At 67.5% G+C, this 25,418-nt stretch carries 25 protein-coding genes and 1 tRNA gene; 9 read left to right on the top strand and 17 right to left on the bottom strand.

The genetic code is table 11. From position 1 onward, the window contains the following. Positions 1 to 183: 183 nt before the first annotated feature. From metW to FAZ79_RS09705, 5 genes are all read right to left on the bottom strand, one after another. Entirely contained in the window at positions 184 to 789 is a 606-nt protein-coding gene (gene metW, locus FAZ79_RS09725) for a methionine biosynthesis protein MetW (RefSeq protein WP_136867776.1), read from the bottom strand. Further along, a complete protein-coding gene (locus FAZ79_RS09720; protein WP_136867775.1) occupies positions 786 to 1,979 on the bottom strand; it encodes a homoserine O-acetyltransferase in 1,194 nt (397 codons plus the stop codon). Before FAZ79_RS09720 ends, metW begins: the two co-directional genes overlap by 4 nt. Positions 1,980 to 2,010: 31 nt before the next feature. Continuing rightward, positions 2,011 to 2,562, bottom strand: a complete 552-nt coding sequence (locus FAZ79_RS09715) for a YggT family protein (protein ID WP_136867774.1) — start codon at positions 2,560 to 2,562, stop codon at positions 2,011 to 2,013. 60 nt (positions 2,563 to 2,622) lie between these two features. Continuing rightward, on the bottom strand, positions 2,623 to 3,462 hold the full coding sequence (gene proC, locus FAZ79_RS09710; RefSeq protein ID WP_136867773.1) for a pyrroline-5-carboxylate reductase: 840 nt from the start codon (positions 3,460 to 3,462) through the stop codon (positions 2,623 to 2,625). Between the two features lie 84 nt (positions 3,463 to 3,546). Continuing rightward, positions 3,547 to 4,206 (bottom strand): YggS family pyridoxal phosphate-dependent enzyme, encoded by a 660-nt coding sequence (locus tag FAZ79_RS09705; protein ID WP_136867772.1) that lies wholly within the window; start codon positions 4,204 to 4,206, stop codon positions 3,547 to 3,549. A 133-nt stretch (positions 4,207 to 4,339) separates the two neighbouring features. Between FAZ79_RS09705 and FAZ79_RS09700 the strand changes: the two genes are divergently transcribed. The 5 genes from FAZ79_RS09700 to FAZ79_RS09680 all read left to right on the top strand — a co-directional run bounded on the left by FAZ79_RS09700 (position 4,340) and on the right by FAZ79_RS09680 (position 9,397). Then, the gene (locus FAZ79_RS09700) at positions 4,340 to 5,389 is read left to right on the top strand and encodes a type IV pilus twitching motility protein PilT (protein WP_136867771.1); all 1,050 of its coding nucleotides are present in this window, start codon (positions 4,340 to 4,342) and stop codon (positions 5,387 to 5,389) included. A gap of 135 nt (positions 5,390 to 5,524) precedes the next feature. Beyond that, positions 5,525 to 6,670, top strand: a complete 1,146-nt coding sequence (locus FAZ79_RS09695) for a PilT/PilU family type 4a pilus ATPase (RefSeq protein WP_136867770.1) — start codon at positions 5,525 to 5,527, stop codon at positions 6,668 to 6,670. 32 nt (positions 6,671 to 6,702) lie between these two features. Then, complete coding sequence (locus FAZ79_RS09690) at positions 6,703 to 7,857, top strand: PilT/PilU family type 4a pilus ATPase (RefSeq protein ID WP_136867769.1); 1,155 nt, start codon at positions 6,703 to 6,705, stop codon at positions 7,855 to 7,857. A 273-nt stretch (positions 7,858 to 8,130) separates the two neighbouring features. Continuing rightward, a tRNA-Gly gene (locus FAZ79_RS09685) sits at positions 8,131 to 8,204 on the top strand. A gap of 116 nt (positions 8,205 to 8,320) precedes the next feature. After that, the gene (locus tag FAZ79_RS09680; protein WP_169303664.1) at positions 8,321 to 9,397 is read left to right on the top strand and encodes an FAD-dependent oxidoreductase; all 1,077 of its coding nucleotides are present in this window, start codon (positions 8,321 to 8,323) and stop codon (positions 9,395 to 9,397) included. Positions 9,398 to 9,413: 16 nt separating this feature from the next. Here FAZ79_RS09680 and FAZ79_RS09675 read toward each other — a convergent pair whose 3' ends face one another. Both FAZ79_RS09675 and FAZ79_RS09670 read right to left on the bottom strand, forming a co-directional pair. After that, entirely contained in the window at positions 9,414 to 9,752 is a 339-nt protein-coding gene (locus tag FAZ79_RS09675) for a P-II family nitrogen regulator (protein ID WP_136867767.1), read from the bottom strand. Next, entirely contained in the window at positions 9,749 to 12,022 is a 2,274-nt protein-coding gene (locus FAZ79_RS09670; RefSeq protein ID WP_136867766.1) for a primosomal protein N', read from the bottom strand. The genes FAZ79_RS09675 and FAZ79_RS09670 overlap by 4 nt, the downstream gene beginning before the upstream one ends. Positions 12,023 to 12,184: 162 nt before the next feature. Between FAZ79_RS09670 and rpsT the strand changes: the two genes are divergently transcribed. Continuing rightward, positions 12,185 to 12,445 (top strand): 30S ribosomal protein S20, encoded by a 261-nt coding sequence (gene rpsT, locus FAZ79_RS09665; protein ID WP_058574633.1) that lies wholly within the window; start codon positions 12,185 to 12,187, stop codon positions 12,443 to 12,445. A 98-nt stretch (positions 12,446 to 12,543) separates the two neighbouring features. Here rpsT and pyrE read toward each other — a convergent pair whose 3' ends face one another. The 8 genes from pyrE to rluD all read right to left on the bottom strand — a co-directional run bounded on the left by pyrE (position 12,544) and on the right by rluD (position 20,880). Continuing rightward, positions 12,544 to 13,191, bottom strand: coding sequence for an orotate phosphoribosyltransferase (gene pyrE, locus FAZ79_RS09660; RefSeq protein WP_136867765.1), 648 nt, complete (start codon positions 13,189 to 13,191; stop codon positions 12,544 to 12,546). Positions 13,192 to 13,267: 76 nt separating this feature from the next. Further along, complete coding sequence (locus FAZ79_RS09655) at positions 13,268 to 14,254, bottom strand: TIGR00341 family protein (RefSeq protein ID WP_136867764.1); 987 nt, start codon at positions 14,252 to 14,254, stop codon at positions 13,268 to 13,270. A 164-nt stretch (positions 14,255 to 14,418) separates the two neighbouring features. Beyond that, positions 14,419 to 17,007 carry an ATP-dependent chaperone ClpB gene (clpB, locus tag FAZ79_RS09650; protein WP_136867763.1) on the bottom strand — a complete coding sequence of 863 codons (2,589 nt, stop codon included), beginning with the start codon at positions 17,005 to 17,007 and terminating at the stop codon, positions 14,419 to 14,421. A 111-nt stretch (positions 17,008 to 17,118) separates the two neighbouring features. After that, positions 17,119 to 18,006, bottom strand: coding sequence for a UDP-2,3-diacylglucosamine diphosphatase (locus FAZ79_RS09645; protein ID WP_136867762.1), 888 nt, complete (start codon positions 18,004 to 18,006; stop codon positions 17,119 to 17,121). A 91-nt stretch (positions 18,007 to 18,097) separates the two neighbouring features. Beyond that, a complete protein-coding gene (gene def / locus FAZ79_RS09640; protein ID WP_136867777.1) occupies positions 18,098 to 18,589 on the bottom strand; it encodes a peptide deformylase in 492 nt (163 codons plus the stop codon). A gap of 2 nt (positions 18,590 to 18,591) precedes the next feature. Beyond that, positions 18,592 to 19,116: an ACT domain-containing protein gene (locus FAZ79_RS09635; protein ID WP_136867761.1), complete on the bottom strand. Its 525-nt coding sequence runs from the start codon at positions 19,114 to 19,116 to the stop codon at positions 18,592 to 18,594. Beyond that, a complete protein-coding gene (gene pgeF / locus FAZ79_RS09630) occupies positions 19,113 to 19,907 on the bottom strand; it encodes a peptidoglycan editing factor PgeF (protein WP_136867760.1) in 795 nt (264 codons plus the stop codon). The genes FAZ79_RS09635 and pgeF overlap by 4 nt, the downstream gene beginning before the upstream one ends. Beyond that, complete coding sequence (gene rluD / locus FAZ79_RS09625) at positions 19,888 to 20,880, bottom strand: 23S rRNA pseudouridine(1911/1915/1917) synthase RluD (protein ID WP_136867759.1); 993 nt, start codon at positions 20,878 to 20,880, stop codon at positions 19,888 to 19,890. The genes pgeF and rluD overlap by 20 nt, the downstream gene beginning before the upstream one ends. A gap of 220 nt (positions 20,881 to 21,100) precedes the next feature. On the opposite strand from rluD, the gene FAZ79_RS09620 reads away from it, so the two are divergent. Beyond that, on the top strand, positions 21,101 to 21,922 hold the full coding sequence (locus tag FAZ79_RS09620; RefSeq protein ID WP_136867758.1) for an outer membrane protein assembly factor BamD: 822 nt from the start codon (positions 21,101 to 21,103) through the stop codon (positions 21,920 to 21,922). Between the two features lie 253 nt (positions 21,923 to 22,175). After that, a complete protein-coding gene (locus tag FAZ79_RS09615) occupies positions 22,176 to 23,462 on the top strand; it encodes an SEL1-like repeat protein (RefSeq protein ID WP_169303663.1) in 1,287 nt (428 codons plus the stop codon). A 253-nt stretch (positions 23,463 to 23,715) separates the two neighbouring features. On the opposite strand, the gene rpsI is transcribed toward FAZ79_RS09615, so the two are convergent. After that, a complete protein-coding gene (gene rpsI / locus FAZ79_RS09610) occupies positions 23,716 to 24,108 on the bottom strand; it encodes a 30S ribosomal protein S9 (RefSeq protein WP_136867756.1) in 393 nt (130 codons plus the stop codon). A gap of 12 nt (positions 24,109 to 24,120) precedes the next feature. Then, positions 24,121 to 24,549 carry a 50S ribosomal protein L13 gene (rplM, locus tag FAZ79_RS09605; RefSeq protein ID WP_136867755.1) on the bottom strand — a complete coding sequence of 143 codons (429 nt, stop codon included), beginning with the start codon at positions 24,547 to 24,549 and terminating at the stop codon, positions 24,121 to 24,123. 446 nt (positions 24,550 to 24,995) lie between these two features. Between rplM and FAZ79_RS09600 the strand changes: the two genes are divergently transcribed. Beyond that, on the top strand, positions 24,996 to 25,418 hold a 423-nt coding region (locus FAZ79_RS09600), incomplete at its 3' end, for a 4Fe-4S dicluster domain-containing protein (RefSeq protein WP_136867754.1).

Raw genomic sequence — 25,418 nt, 5'->3', positions numbered from 1 at the left:
CGCCGGCCGGATCGGCGTCGTGCCGATCCGGTCCAGCCCTTGGTAAAGGGCGACGGCCCTTCACGGCGGACGGCGCCTTGCATCTGGCCCCTTGGAGGTCCCGCAGAGACGTCATCGAATCGTGCAGAGTTTCCCCAGGGAAGCGGACACCGAGAGACGGCGTCAGCCATCTCTCGGGGTGTCTCACACAACGCGCTTGCGGATGCGGTAGATCGCGTGCTCGCCGAACCAGTTGGGCAGCGCGCGCAGCAGCGGCGAGCTGCGGCGGTTCTGGTCGACCACGGCCCGGTCGAGGATCTCGATCCCCAGCCCCTCGCAGAGCGACTCGAAGTCGCGCAGGGTGCACAGATGGATGTTGGGGGTGTTGTACCAGGGGTTGGGCAGCGCCTTGGTGGTCGGCATCATGCCCTGCACGCCCAGCTGCCAGCGGTTGCGCCAGTAACCCATGTTGGGGAACGTCACGATGCCCTCCGAGGCGATATCGAGCATCTCGCCGAGCAGGCGCTCGGGGTGCCGGATCGCCTGGATGGTCTGGCTGACCACCACGTAATCGAAGCTCCTCGCCTCGAACCAGTCGCGAATGCCGTCGTCGAGGTCAGCCTGGATGACGTTCAGGTCGGCGGCCACGCCGCGCGCGACCCGCTCGTCGTCCACCTCCATGCCCACGCCACGCACGCTGCGCTCGGCGATCAGGTGACGCAACAGCGCCCCGTCGCCGCAGCCCAGGTCGAGTACGCGGGCATCCTCGCGGATCCAGCCGGTGACGATATCCCAGTCGGGACGGTTCATGCGCGGCCCTCCTCGGTCAGATCACGGGCGATGTTGTCGAAGTAGCCACGCAGCACCTGGTGGTAGTAGGGAATCGGCATCAGGAAGGCATCGTGCCCCTGGTGCGCCTCCACCTCGGCGTAGGAGACCGACTTGCCCGAGGCCAGCAGCGCGCGAACGATCTCGCGCGAGCGGGCCGGCGAGAAGCGCCAGTCCGAGGTGAACGACACCACCAGGAAACGGGCCGTGGCCGGCGCCAGCGCGGTGGCGAGATCGTCGTCGGCCTCGGCGGCCGGGTCGAAGTAGTCCAGCGCCTTGGTCATCAACAGGTAGGTGTTGGCATCGAAGCGGTCGACGAAGCTGGTGCCCTGATAGCGCAGGTAGGACTCGACCTGAAACTCCACGTCGAAGCCATACTGCACCTTGCCCGAGCGCAGCTCGCGGCCGAACTTGGCGCGCATGGCATCATCCGACAGGTAGGTGATGTGGCCGAGCATGCGCGCGAGCATCAGCCCGCGGCGCGGGATCACGCCGTGCTCGGCGTAGCGCCCGTCGTGGAAGTCCGGGTCGGTGATGATCGCCTGGCGCGCCACCTCGTTGAAGGCGATGTTCTGCGCCGAGAGCTTGGGCGCCGCGGCGATCACCACCGCGTGGGCGATCGCCTCCGGGTAGCTGATCGCCCACTGCATCACCTGCATGCCGCCGAGACTGCCACCGGTGACCGCCGCCCAGCGCGAGATGCCGAGCCGGCGCATCAGGGCGTGCTGGCTGTTGACCCAGTCGCGCACGGTCAGGATGGGGAAGTCCGGGCCGTAGGGGCGCCCGGTCTCCGGGTTCTCGGAGAGCGGCCCGGTCGAGCCCTTGCAGCCACCCAGGTTGTTCACGCAGACGACGAAGAAGCGATCGGTGTCGATCGGCTTGCCCGGGCCGATGGCGGTGTCCCACCAGCCCGGCTTGCGGTCCTCGGGGCGATGCCGACCGGCGGCGTGGTGGTCCCCGGACAGCGCGTGGCAGATGAGCACGGCATTGTCGGCGCGCTCGTTGAGCTCGCCGTAGGTCTCGTAGACCAGGTCATAGCTCTCGATACGCCGACCGCAATCGAGCAGCAGCGGCGTGTCGATGCGCGCGGTCTGCGGCTCGACCAGCCCTACCGAACCCGGCTGGGCGCTTGCACCGTGAACCGCGGCGTTGTCTGTCGTGGATGCGCTCATCAACGTCCCCTTGGCATTCATCCCGTCGCGTTCAGCCCATCAGCATGTTGCCGACCACCATCTGGGCGACCTGGATGATCAGCAAAACGGCCAGCGGCGAGAGATCGATCCCACCGATCGGCGGCAGCACGCGGCGGACCGGGTCGACCACCGGGTCGGTGAGATCGGCGAGAAAGGCGACGCCCGGCGAGCGGTCGTTGCCCAGCCAGGAGGCCACCGCGCGCAGCAGCACGGTCCAGAAGAACAGGTTGGTCACCGTCAGGAAGGTGAAGTAGACCGTGCCGATGAACACCCCGGTGCCGGTCATGCCCACGCCCTGCATCGCGGTGATCGCCCAGACCATCAGCGCCACCATGACCACGCCGAACACCAGCGCGGCCAGGTCGTGGCGACCGACCGGCTTGATCACCGTGCGCAGCGGGTTGAGCACCGGGTCGGTGATCTTGACGATCGCCTGGGTCACCGGGTTGTAGAAATTCGCCCGGAACAGTTGCAGGAAATACCGGGCGAAGGCGACGAAGGCCACCAGCTCGAAAAGCACCCGGATCAGGAAAACGCTCGGATCACCGAAGCTACCGCTCATCTGAAATCACTCGACAGGTTGTTGGTTGGCGGCCGACGGGCCGCCCCGACTGGGATCGATTCAATCCGCCGCGCGCTTGTCGACGTCGGCCGCCAGCTCGCGGCTGCGATCGCGCGAGGCACGAATGGCGCGGGCGAAGGCATCGCGCACGCCCGCCTCGTCCAGGGTCGCGATCGCCCGCTCGGTGGTCCCGCCCGGCGAGCTGACCCGGCGGCGCAGCTCGGCCGGCGAATCGTCGGCCGCCAACGCGAGCTTGGCGGCACCGAAGACGGTCTCCAGGGTGAGCAGGCGCGCCACGTCGGGCGCCATGCCCATGCCCTCGGCCGCCGACTGCATCGATTCCATCAGGTAGAACACGTAGGCAGGGCCGCTGCCGGACAGCGCGGTGACCTCGTCGATCTGCGCCTCGTCCTCGAGCCACTGGACCACGCCCACCGCACGCATCAGCGATTCGGCATCGCTGTGCTGCTCGCGGCTGACCGCCTCGGAGGCGAACAGCCCGGTGGCACCGCAGCCGACCATCGACGGGGTATTGGGCATGGCACGCACGATCGCGGCGTGGCCGTTGAGCCAACGGGCCAACGCGGCCACCGGGATGCCGGCGGCGATCGAGACCACCAGCTGGCCGGCGGCCAGCTGCGGCGCGAGACCCTCGGCGACGGTCTGCATCACCTGCGGCTTGACCGCCAGGACCACCAGCTGCGCCCCGTCGATGGCCGCGTGGTTGACCTCGGTGACCTCGACACCCAGCTGGTCGGCGAGTCCGCGACGCCGATCGGCATCCGGCTCGGCGACCACGATCGAGGGCCGGGCGCCGGCCGGCGCGTCCTTGAGCATGCCGCCAATCAATGCGGCGGCCATGTTGCCACCACCGATGAACGCTATCCGCGAGGCATTCATTGTCTCACCTGCCAGCTGTACGTGAACGGGAACGAAGGCCTAAGAAAATAACACGAATGGCGACCGGGAACGGCCCGGACACGTTCAGTCTCGTGGCCCGAACAGGGCGGTACCGACGCGCACGATCGTGGCCCCGGCGGCGATCGCGGCCTCGAAATCGCCGCTCATGCCCATCGAGAGATCGGGCAGGGGCTCGGGCAACGAGCGGTTGAGGGCGGCCAGTTGCTCGAACGCCGTCGTGTTACCGGGCCGCGGGATGCACATCAGCCCGCGCAACTCGAGCGTGGGGGACTCGGCGCAGGCGGCGACGATGGTGGGCACGTCCGCCGGGTCGGCGCCGGACTTGCTCTCCTCGCCGTCGACGTTCACCTGGATCAGGACCTTCAGTGGCGCCAACGAGGGATCGCGCTGCTCCCCCAGGCGCCGGGCAACCTTGACGCGATCGACGCTGTGGACCCAGTCGAAGTGCGCGGCGATCGCGCGGGTCTTGTTCGACTGGATCGGCCCGATGAAATGCCAGGTCAAGGACAGGTCGGCCAGTTCGGACTGCTTGTCGAGGGCCTCCTGCAGGTAGTTCTCGCCGAAGTCGCGCTGGCCCAGCTCGGCCAGTGCCCGGATCGCCTCGACCGGCTGGCGCTTGCTCACGGCCACCAGCCTCACCTCGCCCGCCGGCTCGGACCGACTCTCAGCGGCGGCGGCAATCCGCCCGACGATGCCGCGGTATGCGCTTTCTCGATTTCCCATCTTGCACCTTGTGCGTGTTCGTTTTACCTTGTCTGCAACGAAGGCCGAGCCCCGTCACCACGGGGCCTCCGGGCCTTCGACAGGCACCACCAATGGACTTGTAACGGGGCCTTCCCCCTCAAAGGACGATCGCATGGCCGAATCCCGAGATATCGACTCCCTGCTGATGTTCACCGTCAAGAACGGGGCATCGGACCTCCACCTGTCGGCCGGCGAGCAACCTCGCGTGCGCATCGACGGCGACATCCGCAAGGTCAACGTGCCGGTGATGGAACACAAGGATGTCCACACCATGGTGTACGACATCATGAACGACCGGCAGCGCAAGGAGTACGAGGACAACCTCGAGGTCGACTTCTCCTTCGAACTGCGCGGCCATGCCCGTTTTCGTGTCAACGCCTTCAACCAGAACCGCGGCGCGAGTGCGGTGTTCCGCACCATCCCGAGCAAGGTGCTCACCCTCGAGCAGCTCGACGCGCCCAAGGTCTTCCAGGACCTGTGCGACTACCCCAACGGCATCGTGCTGGTCACCGGCCCGACCGGTTCGGGCAAGTCGACCACGCTCGCGGCAATGGTCGACTACATCAACGACCACCGCAACGACCACATCCTCACCGTCGAGGACCCGATCGAATTCGTCCACGACTCGAAGAAGTGCCTGGTCAACCAGCGCGAGGTGCATCGCGACACCCACAGCTTCAACGCCGCCCTGCGCTCCGCGCTACGCGAAGACCCGGACGTGGTCCTGGTGGGCGAGCTGCGTGATCTCGAGACCATCCGACTGGCGCTGACCGCCGCGGAAACCGGCCACCTCGTCTTCGGCACCCTGCACACCAACTCGGCGGCCAAGACCATCGACCGGATCATCGACGTCTTCCCGTCGGCGGAGAAGGACATGGTGCGCGCGATGCTCTCCGAGTCCCTGCGCGCGGTCATCTCGCAGACGCTGCTCAAGAAGATCAGCGGCGGGCGCGTCGCGGCGCACGAGATCATGCTGGGCACGCCGGCCATCCGCAACCTGATCCGCGAGAACAAGGTCGCCCAGATGTACTCAGCGATCCAGACCGGCCAGGCCCAGGGCATGCAGACGCTCGACCAGAACCTCAAGCAACTGGTCAGCCGCGGCGTGGTCTCCAAGGAGCTGGCTCGGGGTCGGGCGAAGAACAAGAACGACTTCATGTAACTGCCACGCGCCGGGGCAACCGCGCGGGCCGACGCCAGCCGTGGCCGGCCATAAATTGTGCGCTCGCCCCGCTCACTCGATCCGCAGCGACCAGCACGTGCTGGCCAGGCGGAGAACGCAAGCCGGGAACTTACGATGGACCGTCAGCAAGCAGCCAACTACGTACAGGCCCTCCTCAAGCGGGCCGTCGAACGCGACGCCTCCGACCTGTTCGTCACCGTCGGCGCCCCGCCGTCGGCCAAGATCGACGGCAAGGTCGTCCACCTGACCGACCAGAAGCTCTCGGTGGAAAACACCCAGATGCTGGTCCGCTCGATCATGACGGACAAGCAGGTGGCCCATTTCGAGGAGTCCCACGAGGCGAACTTCGCCATCGCCCTGCCAGGGATCGCGCGCTTCCGTGTCAACGCCTTCATGCAGCGTGGCTCAGAGGGCATGGTCCTGCGGATGATCCGCTCGGACATCCCCAATTTTGCTGATCTGAAATTGCCGGACGTCCTCGGCGAGATCGCCATGACCGCACGCGGCCTGGTGATCTTCGTCGGCGCGACCAGCTCGGGTAAATCGACCTCGCTCGCGGCGATGCTCGATTACCGCAACGAGAACTCGCGCGGGCACATCGTCACCATCGAGGACCCGATCGAGTTCGTCCACAAGCACAAGGGCTGCCTCGTCACCCAGCGCGAGGTGGGCGTGGACACCGAATCCTTCGCGGCGGCACTGAAGAACACCCTGCGCCAGGCCCCCGACGTGATCCTGATCGGCGAGATCCGCGACCGCGAGACCATGGATCACGCCATCGCGTTCGCCGAGACCGGCCACCTGTGTCTGGCCACGCTGCACGCGAACAACACCAACCAGGCGCTCGACCGCATCATCAACTTCTTCCCCGAGGAGCGACGCCAGCAGTTGCTGATGGACCTGTCGCTCAACTTGAAGTCGGTGATCTCGCAGCGACTGCTGAGAAAGACGGATGGCGAGGGCCGGGTGCCGGCCGTCGAGGTGCTGATCAACACACCCCTGATCGGCGACCTGATCTTCAAGGGCGACGTCTCCGAGATCAAGGAAGTGATGAAGCGCTCGCGCGAGCTGGGCATGCAGACCTTCGACCAGGCGCTGTTCGATCTCTACGACAGCCACCAGGTCGACTACGACGAGGCCATCAGCAAGGCCGACTCGGTCAACGACCTGCGCCTGCGCATCAAGCTCGAGAGCAAGCGCGGCCTGCCCAAGAGCCGCCAGGACGATTCGGAAGACGACCTCAAGGTCGAGGCCGACTGAGCCGCCCCACGACCTCAACAGGACGCTGACACATGAGCCAACTGAGCCTCGAACCCTACCTGAAGCTGCTCGCCGACAAGGAAGGCTCCGACCTGTACTTCTCCAGCGGCACGACGCCGGCGATCAAGATCCAGGGCGAGATGCGCTTCATCGGCAAAGACCGGCTGCGCAGCGGCCAGGTCGAGGAACTGGCGCGCTCGGTGCTCAACCAGCACCAGATCGACGACTTCCTCGAGAACCTCGAGCTCAACGTCGCCCTGTCGCGCCCGGGCATCGGCCGTTTCCGCATGAACGTCTTCATGCAGCGCGGCGAGTGGTCGCTGGTGATCCGCTACATCCAGGCGGAGATCCCGCGTGCGGCCGACCTCAACCTGCCGATGGTGGTCGAGGACCTGATCACCGAACGCCGCGGCCTGATCCTGGTGGTCGGCGCGACCGGCTCGGGCAAGTCGACCACGCTCGCGGCCATGATCGACCACCGCGCGGAGGCACGCCCGGGGCACATCCTCACGGTCGAGGACCCGATGGAATTCGCCTTCCGGCACCGCAACTCGGTGGTCAACCAGCGCGAGGTAGGTGTCGATACCCGCTCCTACGCCGCGGCCCTCAAGGAGGCCCTGCGCGAGGCACCCGACGTGATCATGATTGGCGAGGTACGCGACCGGGCGACCATGGAACACGCACTGGCCTACGCCGACACCGGCCACCTGTGCATCAGCACCCTGCACGCGACCAACGCCAACCAGGCGCTCGACCGGATCATCCGCTTCTTCCCCTCCGAGTCGCGCGACCAGCTGCTGATGGACCTGTCGCTCAACCTCAAGGCGATCATCTCGCAGCGTCTGATCATCGGCAGCGGCGGCAAACGCCTGCCGGCCGTCGAGATCCTGATCAACACGCCGCTGGTCTCCGACCTGATCAAGCGCGGCGAGGTCGACGCGATCAAGGAATCGATGGAGAAGAACGCCTCGGCCGGCACCATGACCTTCGACATGTCGATCCTGGATCTCTTCAAGAAGGGATTGATCTCGCGCGACGAGGCGCTGGCGAATGCCGACAGCCGCAGCAACATGGAATGGCTGATGAGCTTCGGCAGCGGCCAGGACGAGCTCAAGGCCGCTGCCGCCGACTCCAGCGGGATCAAGAGCGACAAGTCCGACAGCGACGAACTGCCGCCGCTCGACTGAACCCCGCGAACCGATCGCCGGCTTGCGTTTGCGCCGGCCGGACAGGATAATTGCCCCCGGTGTGTCCCGCCGCTATTCCTGTAGCCTTCAGCGTGTCGGGAAGGGCTTAGCCGCAAGGCATGGCTCGCCGGTAATGGCAACGCCCTTGCCAAGAGCCATAACGCCGCGGATGAGCCCTGCCCGGCTCGCCCAACGGGAGCCCGGTTGAATCGGCACTGTCGATTCAACCGGGCGCTGAAGGTCACAGGAATGGCGGCGGGACAGACCAATCCTGCGGGTGTAGCTCAATGGTAGAGCAGAAGCTTCCCAAGCTTAAGACGAGGGTTCGATTCCCTTCACCCGCTCCAGTTTTCCCGGACGCCGCCCCCGATACCGCCCCACCCCATGGGGGCGTCACGGGGTCTGCCTGACTCCGCCATGGCGGGAATCGGGCCGTGTCCGAGCCAGGTGGCATCGTCTTCCCGTGAGCTCGACCCGCTTCGACATCATCGTCGTCGGCGCCGGCATCGCCGGCCTGACCAGCGCCCTGGCCCTCGAACGGGACGGCGCCTCGGTGGTCGTGCTCGATCGCGATCGCGCCGGCACCGAGGCCTCCTGGGCCGGTGGCGGCATCCTCTGCCCCCTGTATGCCTGGCGCTACCCCATGCCCGTCCTGCGGCTCGCCGCCGAGGGCATGCGCCGCTACCCCGCCCTGCTCGACTCGCTCGACTCGCCCGTCGACCCCGAACGTTGGGTCACCGGCATGGAAATCCTCGACCCGATCGGTGACGGCGAGACGGTCGAGTCGATCGGCGCGACGCTCGAATCCGTCGGCATCGCCCACCAATGGCGTCGGCAGGCCGAAACCCATGCCCTATGGCTGCCCGAGGTGGCCAACGTGCGCAACCCCTACCTGCTGGACGCGCTGACCGACACCCTGCACGCACGCGGCATCGCGCTGCGCGAGCACTGCGCGGCCGAGGGGTTGCTGCTGGAGAACGGGCGCGTGACCGGGGTCGCGACCGGCCAAGGCGAACTGCAGGCCGACCGGGTCGTGGTCACGGCCGGTGCCTGGAGCGAGTCGCTGATCCCGGGGCTGCCAGACGGCAGCCTGTTCCCGGTCCGGGGCCAGATGCTGCGCCTCGAACCGCGTGCGGAGAACGGGCTCGATCGCATCCTGATGGACGGCGGGGTCTACCTGATCCCGCGCCGCGACGGCTCGGTGGTGATCGGGTCCACGGTGGAAAACGCAGGATTCGACAAGACGGTGGACGAGGCGGCCCAGGCGCGACTGCACGCCACGGCCTGCCGCCTCTGGCCGCAACTGACCGGGGCGCGGATCACCCATCGCTGGGCCGGTCTGCGCCCGGGCTCGGCCGACGAACTCCCGCTGTTGGGAGAACACCCGGCCATCGGCGGCCTCTGGGCCAACACGGGCGGCTATCGAAACGGCCTGGCCATGGCGCCCGCCGCAGCGGAACTACTCGCCGACCGCATGGCCGGGCGCGAGACTCGCCTCGACGCGACGCCCTACCGCCTCGAACGCCTGATCGACGGCTGAATCCGCCGGTCGCAACTCAGAGGGCGTCTTCGTTCTCCTCGCTGGTGCGAATGCGCACCGCGCGCTCGACCGGCGAGACGAAGATCTTGCCGTCACCGATCTTGCCCGAATAGGCCGCCTTGACGATGGCATCGACGACCGAGTCTTCCTGGTCATCGCTGATGACCACCTCGAGCTTCACCTTGGGCAGGAAGTCGACCACGTACTCGGCGCCACGATAGAGCTCGGTGTGCCCCTTCTGCCGGCCGAAGCCCTTCACCTCGGTGGCGGTCAGGCCGTTGATGCCCAGGTCCATCAGCGCGGTACGCACGTCGTCCAGCCGAAACGGCTTGATAATCGCTTCGATCTTCTTCACGTCGCTATTCTCCAGGTCGAGGGGATTTCCCCACAGTGTAATGCACCGGCCGTCGCCGTCAGGCGAGATCGATCGGATCGACGTCGATCGACCAGCGCAGCCGCCCCCCCCAGGCGTCGACTGCCGACCGAGTCATCCACCGCCCACAAGGCACGATGCAGTGTGCTGCGCACCTGCGCGAGCAGCAACAGCTGAAAGCGATAACGCCCCGCCCGCCGTGCCAGCGGTGCCGGCACCGGCCCCCAGACGGCCAGCTCGTCGCCGAAGCGCTCACGCAACTGGTCGGCGACGCCCGCGAGAAAGCCTCGCGCGGCATCGGCCTGCGGCGCGTCGGCGCGAATCAACCCGGCGAAGCGCGTCGGCGGCAACTCCGCCTGTTCCCGTTCGACCAGCTGGGCGGCCATCACCGCCTCGTAGTCCTCGGAAAGCAGACGGCGCAGCACCGGATGCTCGGGATCGTGTGTCTGCACCAGCACCTCGCCGGGACGCTCGGCGCGCCCGGCACGCCCGGCCACCTGCAACAGCGACTGGGCGAAGCGTTCCGGCCCGCGAAAGTCCGAGGCGAACAGCGCCTGGTCGGCGTTGACCACGCCCACCAGGGTCACGCCGGGGAAATCATGCCCCTTGACCAGCATCTGGGTGCCCACCACCAGGCGGGCCTCGCCACGGGCGATGCGGGCAAGGCTGTCGGCCATCACCCCCTTGCCGGCGGTGGCGTCGCGGTCCAATCGCACGATACCGAACCCCGGAAAACGGGCGGCGAGCACGTCCTCCAGCTGCTCGGTGCCCATGCCGCGCACCGAGAGCGGCGCCTGGCAGGACGGGCAGTCCGCCGGCACGCCTTGCTCGAAGCCGCAGTGGTGGCAGCGCAACCGCCCGATCTGCCGGTGCCAGGTAAGAAACGCGTCGCAATGCGGGCAGCCGGCCACAAAGCCGCAGGCATGACAGACCAGGCTCGGGGCATAACCGCGCCGGTTGAGATACAGCATGACCTGCCCCCCGGCGAGCAGGTGGCGCTCGATCGCGCGCAGCAACGCCGGGGAGAGCCCCGCGACCATCGTCTGGCCACGCACGTCCAGGCAATGGATCGCCGGCATGGTCGCCCCGCTCGCCCGTTCGGTCAGCCGCAGGTGGCCGTAGCGACCGTCCCAGGCATGGCGCAGGCTCTCGAGCGACGGCGTGGCCGAGCCCAGCAGGATGGGAATGGCCAGTTGCCGTGCCCGCCAGACCAGCACGTCGCGGGCGTGGTAAAGGAAGCCCTCCTGCTGCTTGAGCGCGGCATCGTGCTCCTCGTCGACCACGATCAGGCCCGGCCGGGCCAGCGGCACGAAGGCCGCCGAGCGTGTACCGATCACCAACCCGGCCGTGCCTGCGGCCACCGCCCGCCACGCCGCCAGCCGCTCGCCGTCGGCCAGCCCCGAGTGCAACACGGCCGGGCGCACCGACAGCCGCCGGGCAAAGCGATCGATCAACTGCGGGGTGAGCGAGATCTCCGGGACCACCACCAGCACCTGGCGACCGGCGGCCAGCTCGCGCTCGATCAAGGCCAGGTAGACCTCGGTCTTGCCACTGCCGGTCACCCCGTGCAGCAGCCAGGCCCGGAAGCCCTCGCCGGCCGAGACGATGGCGTCGACGGCGCCTTGCTGCTCGGCGTTGAGCGCGGGCGCCGCCTCGCTCCCCGGCTCGACGGGCACGGACCACTCGGCGGGTGCGGTCATCCGGGTCGGCTCGGCCCAGCCCTTCTCCACCAGCCGACGCCGCACCGCGGCCGGCCCCAGCTTCGCGACCGGCACCGGCCCGGCTGACGTCACCAACCGCGACAAGGCCTCGCGTTGCCGCTCGCCTTTCGCCTCACCCGCCTCCAGCGCCGACCGACCGGCCGGGGTCGAGACCAGTGCCTCGACCTCGAGGCGACGCTCGCCGCGCAGGGCCTTGGGCAGGGCGGCGAAGACGACCTCGCCCAACGGGTGGTGATAGTAGGCGGCCGCCCAGCGCAGGCAGGCCAACGTGCGATCATCCAGCAGCGGCGCCTCGTCGAGCACCTCGAGGATCGGGCGCGTCTCCTGCTCACCCTCGGCCGAGGCCGGTTCGATCACCACGGCCACCCGCTCGGACTGACCGAACGGCACCCGCACGCGCACCCCGGGGGCGGGGCCGGCGTCAAGATCGAAATGGTAGGTAAACCCGCCGAAGAAGGGACCCGGCACGACCACCGTCCAGCAGGTCGGAGTCGCGGCATGAGAGGGATTGGCGGTATGATGGTGATCCATGTCCGGCAGGATACCGCAGCGCCTGTCCGCGGTGGCCGCTCGTGGTCAGCGGCGACGGGATTGTTCTTGACTACACCCACCGGTATGGCATAATCCCGCGCCTTGAACTGATGTTTCCATCACGTTTCACCAGATTTATAGCCGAATTCGAGGAGTTTACCCGTGGCCAATACCGCTCAAGCCAAAAAGCGCGTTCGCCAGGCTGAGAAAGCCCGCCAGCACAACATGGCGATGCGCTCGCAGGTACGCACCGCCTACAAGGCCGTCATCAAGGCCGTTAAGGACGGTGATGCGGACAAGGCGCAGCAAGCTTATCGTGAAGCCCAGCCGATCCTGGACCGGATGGTGACCAAGCGCATTCTCAAGCGCAACACGGCTGCGCGTCGCAAGTCGACCCTGGTCAACCGCATCAAGTCCATCTGATCGCGCGCCGGGTTGCCGGCGCCCGGCAACCCGGTGCAGCAAAAGGCCCCGCTCTCGAGCGGGGCCTTTTTTCATTGCCGCAAACGAAACGGGCCGACTCAGTCGGCCACGCCGTACTCCTTGCGGTAGTTGGCCATGGCCTCGGCCGATTCGGCCAGGTTCGCATCGCTGGCACAGAACTCGATCAACCCGTCGAGATTGGCAATCGCGACCACGTCGAGGTCGTGGTCACGCTTGAGCTCGCCGATCGCCGACAGCTCGCCCTGGCCCCGCTCCTGTCGGTCCATCATCACCGCCACGCCCACGGCGGTGGCGCCATTGGCGCGAATCAACTCGAGCGACTCGCGGATCGCCGTGCCCGCGGTGATCACGTCGTCGATAATCAGCACCCGACCGGAGAGCGGCGCGCCGACCAAGTTGCCGCCCTCGCCGTGATCCTTGGCCTCCTTGCGATTGAAGCACCACGGCACCGGCTCGCCGGTCCGCTCGGCCAGCGCGATCGCCGTGGCCGCCGCCAGCGGGATGCCCTTGTAGGCCGGACCGAACAGCACGTCGAACTCGATCCCGGCATCCAGGATCGCGTCGGCATAGAACCCGCCCAGCGCAGAAAGCGCCTGGCCGTCCGCGAAGGACCCGGCGTTGAAGAAGTAGGGGCTGACGCGCCCGGACTTGAGCGTGAACTCACCAAACCGGAGCGCCTGGTGCTCCACGGCAAACTGGACGAAGGCCTGACGGAAATCCTGCACGGGTCGATCTTCCTCGTGTTACGTGAACATATAGCTAGGGAAACTCGGATGGGGGCTCTACGCGCACTGGATGCCCCTAGTATTTTGCCAGCCAGATCAGCCCGGCCAGCACCAGCAGCGACATGCCCCAGAAGGCGAAGGACCAGCGCATCGACCGGCGCGCGCGGGTCTTTTCCGGCCAGTGCCGCGGCGAGATGCCCTTGAGCACGAACACCAGCTTGGCCGAAAGATTGATCGCCGCGATATTGATCGCCAGCATCAGGCCGGCGGCAATCGCATTGTCCCATTGCCCCCAGCCGACGAACAGCCCCAGGGCCGCGGCCGGCGGCATCAGCGCCACGGCCACCATCACCCCCACCAGGCCGGCCGCGGCCCCCGAGGTCAGCGACAGCACCGCCGCCGCCCCGGAGGCCAGGGCGAGGATCATCGCCGGATAGCTCACGTCGGTGCGATCGAGCAGCTGACTGTTGGTGACCGGATCGAGCACCAGCCCCATCAACAGGGCCAGGCCGACCGACAGGGCCAGGCCGGCCAGGTTCGCAGCAATCGCGCGCCGGGACAAATCGGGGTCCCCAAGCGTGGTGCCCAGCGCCAACGCCAGGTTGGGGGCCAGCAACGGCGCGATCACCATCGCCCCGATCACCACCGCGGCACTGTCCTCGAGCATGCCCATCGCGGCGACCACCGCCGACAGCCCGCAGAGCAGCAGGTAGGTCGAGGTGATGGCGCCACCCCCGGCGACCTCGGCGTAGAGCTCCTCGCGTGAGCGCGAGGCGGTCGAGCGCCGCGACTCGGCCTCGCCCTCCTCGTCGCCGGCGGCGGGCAGGGTCGCCTGCAGGCCGAAGATGATGATGCGCGCGTCCTCGCAGCGATCGAGAATCTGCTGCAGGTCGTCGAGCACCTCCTGCTGGCCCTCGGGCCGCACCACCAGTTCGGTGGAAAAGCGCTCGTCCTCGAACGAGGAGGTACGCCACCAATCGACCACGTCGTGCGAGTCGGCAATGCGGGCGATCGCGGCCTTCTCGCTGGCCGGCGCAACGATTTCGATGATCTTCAGGGCCACGCGGGGATCCTTGCGCTAGGGACGGTTCTGCGCGCAAAGCGCGTATGGCAGTCGTGCCGACCGTCCCGATGGGAAACGTGGCGCAAACCATAACCGAAAAAGGCCACCGGCGTCGCCACCGGTGGCCCTTGAGTCAGAACGATCGAGCGGCTTGCCCGCGGCGATCAGCCCTTGCCGAGGGTGAGCTCGCCGTCGCGCACGTCGACCGCGACCGTCTCGCCGGGCAGGTACTCGCCCTTGAGGATCGCCTGGGCCAGCGGGTTCTCCAGGCGATGCTGGATGGCCCGCTTGAGCGGCCGCGCCCCGTAGACCGGGTCGAAGCCCGCCTCGCCCAGCGCATCCAGAGCGGCATCCGTGAGCGACAGCCCGATCTCGCGGTCGGCGAGACGCTTGCGCAGATACTCGATCTGGATGTCGACGATCTTGCGGATCTCGCTGCGATCGAGCGGGTGGAAGACCACCACGTCGTCGACCCGGTTGATGAACTCGGGGCGGAAGTGCTGGCCGACGATCTCGAGCACCTCGGTCTTCATCTGCTCGTAGTCGGCATCCTGACCGGCCAGTTCCTGGATGCGCTGCGAGCCGAGGTTCGAGGTCATCACGATCACGGTGTTGCGGAAGTCGACCGTGCGCCCCTGACCGTCGGTCAGGCGCCCGTCGTCAAGCACCTGCAACAGGATGTTGAAGACGTCCGGGTGGGCCTTCTCCACCTCGTCGAGCAGGATCACGGAGTACGGCTTGCGGCGCACCGCCTCGGTCAGGTAACCGCCCTCCTCGTAGCCGACGTAGCCCGGGGGCGCCCCGACCAGGCGGGCCACGGAGTGCTTCTCCATGAACTCGGACATGTCGATGCGCACCATCGCCTCCTCGGTGTCGAAGAGGAAGGTCGCCAGCGCCTTGGTCAGTTCGGTCTTGCCCACGCCCGTGGGGCCGAGGAACATGAACGAGCCGTTGGGGCGGTTGGGATCGGACAGCCCGGCGCGCGAGCGACGGATCGCATCGGATACCGCCTCGACCGCCTCGGACTGACCGATGACGCGCTTGCCGAGCGCCTCTTCCATGCGCAAGAGCTTGTCCTTCTCGCCCTCGAGCATCTTGGAGACCGGGATGCCGGTCCAGCGCGAGACCACCTCGGCGATCTCCTCGGCACCAACCGTGCTGCGGAACAGCTTGGGCTTCTCGGTCTCGCCCTGCTCTTCCTGGGTCTGCGCCTCGGCCAGCTCGCGCTCGAGCTCGGGGATGCGGCCGTACTGCAGCTCGGACATGCGGGTCAGATCGCCCGCCCGCCGCGCGGTCTCCAGCTCGGTGCGCGCACGATCCAGCGCCTCCTTGATGTGCGTGGTGCCGGCGACCGCGGCCTTCTCGGACTTCCAGATCTCCTCGAGGTCCGAGTACTCGCGCTCGAGCGTCTCGATCTCCTCCTCGAGGTTGGCCAGGCGCTTCTTGGAGGCCTCGTCGGACTCCTTTTTAAGCGCCTCGCGCTCGATCTTGAGCTGGATCAGGCGCCGCTCGAGGCGGTCCATCGATTCGGGCTTGGAGTCGATCTCCATGCGAATGCGGCTGGCCGCCTCGTCGATCAGGTCGATCGCCTTGTCGGGCAGCTGCCGGTCGGTGATGTAGCGCTGCGAGAGCTGGGCGGCGGCGACGATCGCGGGATCGCCGATTTCGATGCCGTGGTGGACCTCGTAGCGCTCCTTCAAGCCGCGCAGAATCGCGATGGTGTCCTCGGTGGACGGCTCGTCGACCAGCACCTTCTGGAAGCGGCGCTCGAGCGCGGCGTCCTTCTCGATGTACTGGCGGTACTCGTCGAGCGTGGTCGCGCCGATGCAGTGCAGCTCGCCGCGGGCCAGCGCCGGCTTGAGCATGTTGCCGGCATCCATCGCCCCGTCGGCCTTGCCGGCCCCGACCATGGTGTGGATCTCGTCGATGAACAGGATCACCCGCCCCTCGGCCTTGCCGATGTCGTTGAGCACCCCTTTCAGGCGCTCCTCGAAGTCGCCGCGGAACTTGGCGCCGGCCAGCAGCGCGCCCATGTCGAGCGCCAGCACGCGCTTGTCCTTGAGGCCCTCGGGCACCTCGCCGTTGACGATGCGCTGGGCCAGCCCCTCGACGATGGCGGTCTTGCCCACGCCGGGCTCGCCGATCAGCACCGGGTTGTTCTTGGTGCGCCGCTGGAGCACCTGGATGGCGCGACGGATTTCCTCGTCGCGGCCGATGACCGGATCGAGCTTGCCCTGCTCGGCGCGCTCGGTCAGATCCATGGTGTATTTCTCCAGGGCCTGGCGGGCGTCCTCGGCGTTGGGATCGTCGACCGACTGGCCGCCACGCAGCTTGTCGATCGCCTGTTCGATCGCGCCCTTGGAGGCACCGGCGCGACGCAATGTCTCGCCGAGCTCGCTCTTGTCCTCGATCACGGCGAGCACGAACAGCTCGCTGGAGATGTACTGGTCACTGCGCTTCTGCGCGAGCTTGTCGGTGACGTTGAGCAGGCGCGAGAGATCGTTGGAGATGTGCACCTCGCCCGCCTCGCCGCCGGAGACGGCGGGCTGCCGGTCGAGCATCTCACCCAGTTGCGAGCGCAGCAGGTTGACGTTGATGTCGGACTGCGTCAGCAGGTGACGCACGGTGCCGCCTTCCTGGTCGAGCAAGGCGACCATCAGATGGACCGGCTCGATGAACTGGTGATCTTGGCCCACGGCCAGCGACTGCGCATCGGCCAGCGCCATCTGGAACTTGGCGGTCAGTTTGTCCATCCGCATTGAAAGCACCTCGTATGCCGTCGGAATTCGTGTAACTGCCTAGGAATGTAGGCACGGCATCGGGGTATTCAAGAGGCGGGACGCCCGGTGCCGGTTCGCGGCGGCTCAGTTCCCGCTGATCGCGACCGGACCCTCCGGCTCCGACTCGGGCGTTCTGTCGGCGGGCGCACTCGGACTGACGGCGGACAAGCCATCCCATTCGATCACGTCGAGTGAACCGTCGGCGTGCTCGACCAGCGCCGAACAGCCCTCGACCCAGTCGCCGCTATTGGCATAGGTGACGCCGTCGCATTGGCGCAGATTGGGATGGTGGATGTGGCCGCAGACGATGACGTCAACGCCCTCGCGCCGGGCGTGGGCCAGGGCCGCCGCCTCGAAGCGCGCGACATGGGCCCGAGCCCCCGGCACGCGCGTCTTGATCGCGCGAACCAGCGACCCGTGCCGATCGCCGCGCCCCAGGTGATGGCCTGGGCGGCGGCCCAAGAGCTGCTTCAGGCGGCGGCGCAGGCGATCCAGTCGCAACAGCCCGCCATAGCCGAGATCGCCCAGCCAGCGGGCCGGTGAGGAAGGGGCAATCTCGTCATCGAATTCGTCGCCGTGCAGCACCAGCGCGCGACGACCGTCGGCCAGCGTCAAGTGCAGCTCCCTGTGCAACGACACCCCGGCGAACGTCTGACCGACGAAGGCGCGAAAGCACTCGTCGTGGTTTCCGGGCACATAGGCAACCCGCGTACCGGCCTCGACCAGGGCCTGGAGCCGGCGGAACAGCTCGCTCTTTTCCGCCGACCACTGCCAGCGGCGGCGCTGCATCTGCCAGACGTCGAGCAGATCGCCGTTGAGGATCAGGGTGTCGCAGTGAACGGTGCCGAGGAACTCGAGCAGCCGGTCGGGGCGGGCGTCCGGCGTGCCCAGGTGGACGTCGGAGACGATCACCGTGCGGTAATGATGAAGAGTGGGACGGGATGGCGGGCAACTGGGCAGGCGAGTCTGCATGGGGCACCTCCGGCAATGGCCACCCCACCGTTATCCCAGCGGCGCGTGACCGGCGCGTGTCAGCCCGGTCACGATTCGACGACAGTCAGGCTTACCGCTCGCGCAGGTCCGCGTGCCGGCTCACGAGCCGGTCCAAGAACAGGATGCCGTCGAGGTGATCGATCTCGTGCTGGGCGATGCGCGCCTCGAAGCCCTTCATCTTAAAGGTGACCGTACGGCCCTCGATATCCTGGGCGGTCAACTCGATGGTCTCGGCACGGATCACCTTGCCGGTGTAGTCGGGGATGGACAGGCAGCCCTCGCGGCCGACGGCAAAGCCCTTCCAGTTGGTGATCGCCGGGTTCACCAGCACCAGCGGGCCATTGTTGTCGACCGGGCGCTTGGCGCGGGTCGCGTCCACCAGGCACAGGCGCTGCATGCGCCCCACCTGGGGGGCGGCGATGCCGACCGCCGACGGCCCCTGGTCGGCCGTGTGCTGCAGGTGCTCGGCGAACTCGCGCAACTCCGGGTCGAATTGCTCGACTGGCTCGCAGACCGTTTTCAGGCGCTCGTCCGGGTAGGTCAGGATCGGCAGCGGCTCCACGCTCACCCCCGCATCGTCTCGAGCGGGGTGACGCGCACGGTCAGCCCCTGGTCGGCAAAGCGCGCCACGCACTGCTCGATCGGCTCGATGCCCTGACTGCTCTCGCCGTCGATCTGCATGATGTAGATCGGCTTGTCAGTCGACCCGCCCACGTCGGAGCGCAGGTCGAGGATGTTCATGCCGGCCTCGAGCAGCGCGGCGGTCACATCGGCGACAATCCCGCTGCGATCGGCACTGTGCACGATGACCGAGACATCGGGCTCGCGGTGCTGGTGCAGGGCCGCGTCGATCTCGTCGACGTGCAGCTTGAGGCCGAAATCGGCGCGGGTGGATTCGAGCAGACCGGCCACCTCTTCCGGGTTGCCGGCGCCGCGCACCATCATCATGATCGCGAACTGGTTGCCCAGGCGCATCATCGCCGTCTCGCCGAGTTCGGCGCCCACGCCGAACAGCACCCGCGTGACGTGGGCGACGATGCCGGGTCGATCCGCCCCGACCAGGGTCAGCAGAAGCCAGGGTTGATTCATGTCGGTCGTCCTCTTGATCCGTCGGTTTCGCGCCAGACCAGGGTGGCCATCCGGCCGGTCTCGCCCTGGTCGCGGCGATGCGAGTAGAACAGCTCGGGCAGGGCGTAGGTATCCCGCTCGCCGCCGAACACGCGGGTAATCCCCTGTCGACGCAACCGCGAGCGGGCCAGCGCGAACAGGTCGGCGTGGTACTTGCCGGTCTCGGCGGCCGCCCGGAAGGCGGAGGCGTCGGCCGGGTACTCGCGCATGAAGGCCTCGCGCACCTCCTCGCCGACCACGAAATGCGCCGGGCCGATCGCCGGGCCCAGCCAGGCCATCAAGCCGTCGCCGGCCACGGAAAAGCGGTTCACGGTGCGCTCGATCACGCCGGCGGCCAGCCCGCGCCAGCCGGCGTGGGCCACGGCCACCTCCCGGCCGTCGTGGCTGGCGAGCGTCACCGACAGGCAGTCGGCCGTCAGCACCGCCAGCACCTCGCCCGGCCGGTCCGTGTAGGCGGCGTCCCCCTCGGGGCGATCGGTGGGCACGTTCGGCCCGACCACCGTGGTGCCGTGGGTCTGGTTGAGCCAGCGCGGCGCCCCCGGCAACCCGAGCATCTCGGCGAGATCGCGGCGATTGGCCGCCACGGCCTCGGCGTCGTCGCCGACGTGGGTCGCCAGGTTGAAGCCGTCGAACGGCGGACGGCTGTGACCGCCGATGCGGGTGGTCACGCCGGCACGCACGCCGCCCGGCGCCGGCCAGGTGGCCTCGATGAAACGACTGCCCTCGGGGGCGTCAGTCAGGATCCGCGACATAGATAACCTCGGCCTCTCCGTCGTCAACGCCGTCGCGATAGTCGCGCAGCAATTCGATCAATTCGTCCATGTCCTCGGGCAACGGGGCCTCGAGCGACAGCGTCTCGCCGGTCTCCGGGTGCGTGAGCGTCAGGCGACGCGCGTGCAACGCCTGGCGACCGAAGTCGCGTAGCACCTCCACCAGCATGTCCTCGGCGCCCGGCGGCAGGCGCGGCCGACCACCATAGACGGGATCGCCCACGATCGGGTGGCGGATGTGCGCCATGTGCACCCGGATCTGGTGCGTGCGTCCGGTCTCCAGCTTGACGCGCAACCAGGTGTGCTCGCCGAACTGCTCGACCACCCGGTAATGCGTGACGGCCGGCTTGCCCTGGGGCACCACGGCCTGGCGCTGGCGATCGCGGGCGTGGCGCCCGATCGGCGCATCGACCGTACCGCCGGCGATCAGGTGGCCGATCACCACCGCATCGTACTCCCGACCGATGCGCCGTTCGGCCAGATCGGCCACCAGTGCCTGGTAGGCCGCCTGGGTCTTGCCCACCACCAGCAGGCCGCTGGTCTGCTTGTCCAGCCGATGCACCACGCCGGCGCGTGGCAGCAATGCCAGGTCCGGGTCGTGGTGGAGCAGCGCGTTGACCAGCGTACCATCGGGATTGCCGGCGCCGGGGTGCACCACCAGATCGACCGGCTTGTTGACCACCAGCAGGTGCTCGTCCTCGAAGACGATATCCAGCGGGATGGCCTGGGCCTGGTCCTCGCTCTGCTGCTCGAGCTCGGTGCTCAGGGATAGGGTCTCGCCACCCAGCACCGTGTCGCGCGGGCGCATTGAACGACCGTCCACCGTTACCTGCCCGCCCTTGATCCACGACTGGATTCGGCTGCGGGAGAAGTCCGGCCACAACTGGGCTGCCGCCTGGTCGAGACGCATGCCGGCAAGCTCGGCCGGAATCGACGCGTTACGTTCTACATCCATCGGTCGGAAATCAGCCTTTGAACCGGGGACGAACCGCAGTCTGCTGCCGTCCGTCGAGACATGAAAAAGACGGGTCGACACCCGTCATGAGATCGGTTGGTTTTTAGCATCTTATCTGCGAAGATTATCCGCTAACGCCCGCCCCATCAACGCGCCGCACGGTGCGGCCCGGGGCGGTCGGCATCCACTCACCATTGCCAGCGGCCCTTCACTCCTGACCATGACCCAGCATCGCGACCGTAACCGCCCGGCCACTCGCCGAACTCTTCCCCGGCACCTCGCCCGCGCGGCACTGATTGCCGGCATGGTCACCTTCGCCAGCGGCTGCTCCTGGTTCTCCAAGTCCGACGACGATCGCGTGGATCTTTCCGATCCCACCGCCTCGGCCAGCCAGCTCTACCAGGAGGCCAACGAGGCCATGCGGCGGGCGGACTACGAAACGGCGATCAAGAAGTACGAGACCCTCGAGGGCCGCTACCCGTTCGGTGCCTACACCGAGCAGGCCCAGCTGGAAGTGGCCTACGCCTACTACAAGTACGACGAGCCGGACTCGGCCATCGCCGCGGCGGATCGCTACATCCAGCTGCACCCGCGTGGTGACAATGTGGCCTACGCCCTCTATCTCAAGGGCCTGGCCAACATGAGCCGCGGCGACTCGCTGATCAACAAGATCGCCCCGCCGGACCTTTCCAAGCGTGACCAGTCGGTACTCGAGGAGGCCTACAAGTCCTTCTCCCGCCTGGTCGAGCAATACCCCGACAGCCAGTACGTCGATGACGCCAGCCGCCGCCTGATCGACGTGCGCAACTCGCTCGCCAAGCACGAGGTCGAGGTCGCCGAGTACTACATGCGCCGCGGCGCGTGGCTCGCCGCCGCCAACCGGGCCCAGTCGGCACTCGACAAGTACAACGGCTCGACCTCCACCATCCCGGCACTCAAGCTCCTGATCCGCGCCTACGACAAGCTCGGCCTGGAGCAGGAACGCCAGGACGCCGAGGCAATCCTCGAGGCGACGCGCCAGGCCAACGCCGGGGACTCCTGAGCCGGTCGACGCGTCCATGCCGGGACACCGGCATACCAACCCCGCAACGCAAGGGCCGATGGCGATGCCATCGGCCTCTTTTTTGCCTGCCCCTTTCGCCCCCGGCGCGCGGCGCGGGCCCCGACGCACCCCGCATCGCCCTCAACAGCTCGACACCTCACGCATCCCGCCACCCCCGGTGCTAGGCTCCAAGGACCGATCATCCCGACAACACGGACGACGACCGCCCTGTCAGTCCACTGGAGGTGCGACTGTGATCACCAAGACCCTCACCATCGGCCTCGTCCTCGCCGGCTCAATCGGCGTGGCCAGCGCCGACTTCACGCAGGCGATGCGCCATTACGACCAACAGCAATACCGGGAGGCCCTGCAGGAATTCCGCGAATCGGCCGACCGGGGTGATGCCTATTCCCAGTACATGCTCGGCCGCCTGCACGAGGCCGGCAACGGCACCACGCAGGATTTCGTGGAGGCCCACAAGTGGTACAACCTGGCCGCGGCAAACGGCCATCGCCACGCCGCCGAGGCGCGCGACCTGCTCGCCGAGCGCATGACCGCCCGGCAGGTTTCCCAGGCCCAGCAGGCCGCACGTGACTGGCAGGCGGACGACTCCACGTCGTCGCCGACGCCATCGTCATCGCGCCCGCCGGTCGACAGCCTGTCCGAGCAGGAACGCGTGGCCGAGGTCCAGCGCGAACTCAACCGGCTGGGCTACGACGCCGGTCCGACCGACGGCATCATGGGCGACCGCAGCCGCAGCGCGATCCGTCAGTACCAGGCCGACATGGGGTTGTACCGGGACGGCCGTGCCACTGCCGACCTGCTCGAGCGCCTGCGCCAGACCAAGCCGGAGCAGGTCGAACACGACGGCAGCCCCCGCGTGGTGCTGCAGGACGACTTCAGCGACGGCAATTACCGCAACAATCCGTCCTGGACGGTGCTCAACGGCGAGTTCGAGGTCGACCGGAACGGGTTGCGCAGCATCGTGGACACAACCACGGCGAATGATCGCGCCATGGGCGGGCTGAATTCGGATCGCCCCGAGGACATCGGCCTGGCCGTACTCGGGATGATCCTCGAACAGCGCAGCGGCCGACAGGACGAACAGACCGCCCCCACCCAGCCGGCCAGGATCATCACCAACGCCCCGGTCGGCAACGACTTCGCCATGGAAATGGACCTCGCCTCACGCGAGCAACCCGGCCAACTCGAGGTGGGGCTTTTCCAGGGCGATCGCCCCGACGGCACCGGCTATCGACTGGTCTATTCCGCGGGCTCCGAGCCGGCGCTCGCCCTGCTGCGCCTGGTTTCCGGCAACGCCGAGGTGATCGCCCGCCACGACGGCCGGCTCGATCTCGAGGATGGCCGTTTTCACCGCATCGCCTGGACCCGCGATAAGAGCGGGCGGATGGAGGTCCACGTGGACGACCGGCGCCTGCTGCGCGTTCAGGACAACGGGCTGCGCGACCCGTTCCAGGGCGTGACGCTGGTCAACCACGGCGGGGATTACAGCCTGCGTCGGATCAGGCTCGAGGAATAGCGGCTCGCCCGGCACGAGATGCCGCGTCGCGGGGATGTCGCCTCCCCGGCAACCGCGCGTGTGAGCGGCGCGTGACCCGTTGACCGGACCAGGAGGGGCTCGGCAAAGCCGGGAGCCTGAGCCAGGCGCGGTGCCAGTTCCCCGCCACCAGCTCAGCGGGCCCGCAACGTTTCGACCGGGCAAAGCAAAAGCCCCGCTCGATGGCGGGGCTCTCGTCTCGCAGGCATCCGGCACGGGGCCGGACGGCGTCGGATCAGCGCTTGGAGAACTGAACCGAGCGACGTGCCTTGCGCAGACCGACCTTCTTACGCTCGACCTGACGCGCGTCACGGGTCACGAAGCCGGCTTCGCGCAGCTTCGGACGATGCGACTCGTCGTAGTCCATCAGCGCACGGGTCAGACCGTGACGAACGGCACCGGCCTGGCCGCTCGGGCCACCGCCAGCAACGGTCGCGACGACGTCGAACTTGTCGCTCAGCTCCAGCAGCTCCAGCGGCTGGCGCACGACCATCTGCGCGGTTTCGCGACCGAAGAAGTCTTCGATGCGCTTGCCGTTGATGGTGATGTTACCGGTGCCCGGACGCAGGAATACCCGTGCGGAGGATCTCTTGCGACGACCGGTTCCGTAATTCTGTGTCATTGCCATGGGTAGTCTCTCTTAGATCTCGAGCGGCTGCGGCTGTTGCGCCTGATGATTGTGCTCGGCGTTGGCGTAGACCTTGAGCTTGGTGTACATCTGGCGACCGAGAGCGTTCTTCGGCAGCATCCCCTTGACGGCCAGCTCGATGACGCGCTCCGGGGAACGCTCCATCAGCTTTTCGAAGGTGAAGTGCTTCATGTTGCCGATGAACCCGGTGTGGAAGTGATACATCTTGTCCTTGGCCTTGTTGCCAGTGACCTTGATGTCCTTCGCGTTGACGATAACGATGTAGTCACCGGTATCGACGTGCGGGGTGTACTCGGCCTTGTGCTTGCCACGCAGGCGACGGGCGACCTCGGTAGCCAGGCGACCCAGCGTCTTGCCGGATGCATCGATGACGTACCAGTCGCGTTTGACCTCGGCCGGCTTGGCGGAATAGGTTTTCATGGATCGACAGCTCCCAAACCAGAAGCGATACATTGATTTCAAGAGGGCGCGAAGTCTACCCGAAGGCAACGCACCCCGCAAGACCGATTTCACAACCGGCCCGAACGTGGAGAACCGCGGAGTATAAAACGCATCGGCGCCGAAAGCGAAGGACTTTCCGCACCGATGGGCGTCAGGTCGTCAACGCGTGTATCGCAGACAAAAAAAATGCCGGCAGGAGCCGGCAACAACAAGAACCACCAAAGGAGGATAAGCAATTCACGGTATCAAGATATACTAATACTCCACGGGCCGTCAAGCCCGACCGACACTTTTTTGTCGGGACCGCCCCGCGCTGGGCGCCTGCCGTCCACCCCAGGGCCTCACGACGCCCTCGCCCCCCCCCCCTTACTTGACGCGCCATCGCCTGCCTTGACCGCCACATCACGCCACTGCACTCTTTGCGCATGACTGCCACCGACCCGAGCGACCACCCGACGCGCCACCTCGACGAGGCCATCCGCTCGGATGCGCTCGACTGCGTCATGTGCGGCATCTGCGTACCGCACTGCCCCACCTTCGCGTTGAGCGACAACGAGGCCGACGGCCCACGCGGGCGGATCAGCCTGTTGCTCGGCATCAGCCAGGGCGAACTCGCGCCCGACGCCGACATCACCCGCCATCTGGATACCTGCCTGACCTGCCGTGCCTGCGAGATCGTCTGCCCATCGGGCGTCGCCTACGGCCGACTGATCGACAACGGCCGCGCGCGACTGGCGCAGGAGTCCAGCCACGCCGCGCACCCCAAGCCCGCGGCGCGGCACTGGCGACTGCTGCGCGACCAGCTGCTCACCCGGCGCCGGCGCCTGGCGCGGCCTGGCACTGTTCGA

It is taken from the genome of Guyparkeria sp. SB14A (assembly GCF_005096345.1).
Classification (GTDB): domain Bacteria; phylum Pseudomonadota; class Gammaproteobacteria; order Halothiobacillales; family Halothiobacillaceae; genus Guyparkeria; species Guyparkeria hydrothermalis.
This window is presented reverse-complemented; position numbering and strand designations above follow the sequence as displayed.

Excerpts from the sequence above, each read along its gene's own strand:
- metW (WP_136867776.1), bottom strand. The coding sequence starts at position 789 with ATGAACCGTCCCGACTGGGATATCGTCACCGGCTGGATCCGCGAGGAT.
- FAZ79_RS09620 (WP_136867758.1), top strand. The coding sequence starts at position 21,101 with ATGACCCAGCATCGCGACCGTAACCGCCCGGCCACTCGCCGAACTCTT.
- FAZ79_RS09720 (WP_136867775.1), bottom strand. The coding sequence starts at position 1,979 with ATGAGCGCATCCACGACAGACAACGCCGCGGTTCACGGTGCAAGCGCC.
- FAZ79_RS09715 (WP_136867774.1), bottom strand. The coding sequence starts at position 2,562 with ATGAGCGGTAGCTTCGGTGATCCGAGCGTTTTCCTGATCCGGGTGCTT.
- FAZ79_RS09635 (WP_136867761.1), bottom strand. The coding sequence starts at position 19,116 with ATGAATCAACCCTGGCTTCTGCTGACCCTGGTCGGGGCGGATCGACCC.
- rpsI (WP_136867756.1), bottom strand. The coding sequence starts at position 24,108 with ATGGCAATGACACAGAATTACGGAACCGGTCGTCGCAAGAGATCCTCC.
- FAZ79_RS09700 (WP_136867771.1), top strand. The coding sequence starts at position 4,340 with ATGGCCGAATCCCGAGATATCGACTCCCTGCTGATGTTCACCGTCAAG.
- proC (WP_136867773.1), bottom strand. The coding sequence starts at position 3,462 with ATGAATGCCTCGCGGATAGCGTTCATCGGTGGTGGCAACATGGCCGCC.
- FAZ79_RS09695 (WP_136867770.1), top strand. The coding sequence starts at position 5,525 with ATGGACCGTCAGCAAGCAGCCAACTACGTACAGGCCCTCCTCAAGCGG.
- clpB (WP_136867763.1), bottom strand. The coding sequence starts at position 17,007 with ATGGACAAACTGACCGCCAAGTTCCAGATGGCGCTGGCCGATGCGCAG.
- FAZ79_RS09690 (WP_136867769.1), top strand. The coding sequence starts at position 6,703 with ATGAGCCAACTGAGCCTCGAACCCTACCTGAAGCTGCTCGCCGACAAG.
- rplM (WP_136867755.1), bottom strand. The coding sequence starts at position 24,549 with ATGAAAACCTATTCCGCCAAGCCGGCCGAGGTCAAACGCGACTGGTAC.
- FAZ79_RS09670 (WP_136867766.1), bottom strand. The coding sequence starts at position 12,022 with ATGGATCACCATCATACCGCCAATCCCTCTCATGCCGCGACTCCGACC.
- rluD (WP_136867759.1), bottom strand. The coding sequence starts at position 20,880 with ATGGATGTAGAACGTAACGCGTCGATTCCGGCCGAGCTTGCCGGCATG.
- pgeF (WP_136867760.1), bottom strand. The coding sequence starts at position 19,907 with ATGTCGCGGATCCTGACTGACGCCCCCGAGGGCAGTCGTTTCATCGAG.
- FAZ79_RS09705 (WP_136867772.1), bottom strand. The coding sequence starts at position 4,206 with ATGGGAAATCGAGAAAGCGCATACCGCGGCATCGTCGGGCGGATTGCC.
- FAZ79_RS09645 (WP_136867762.1), bottom strand. The coding sequence starts at position 18,006 with ATGCAGACTCGCCTGCCCAGTTGCCCGCCATCCCGTCCCACTCTTCAT.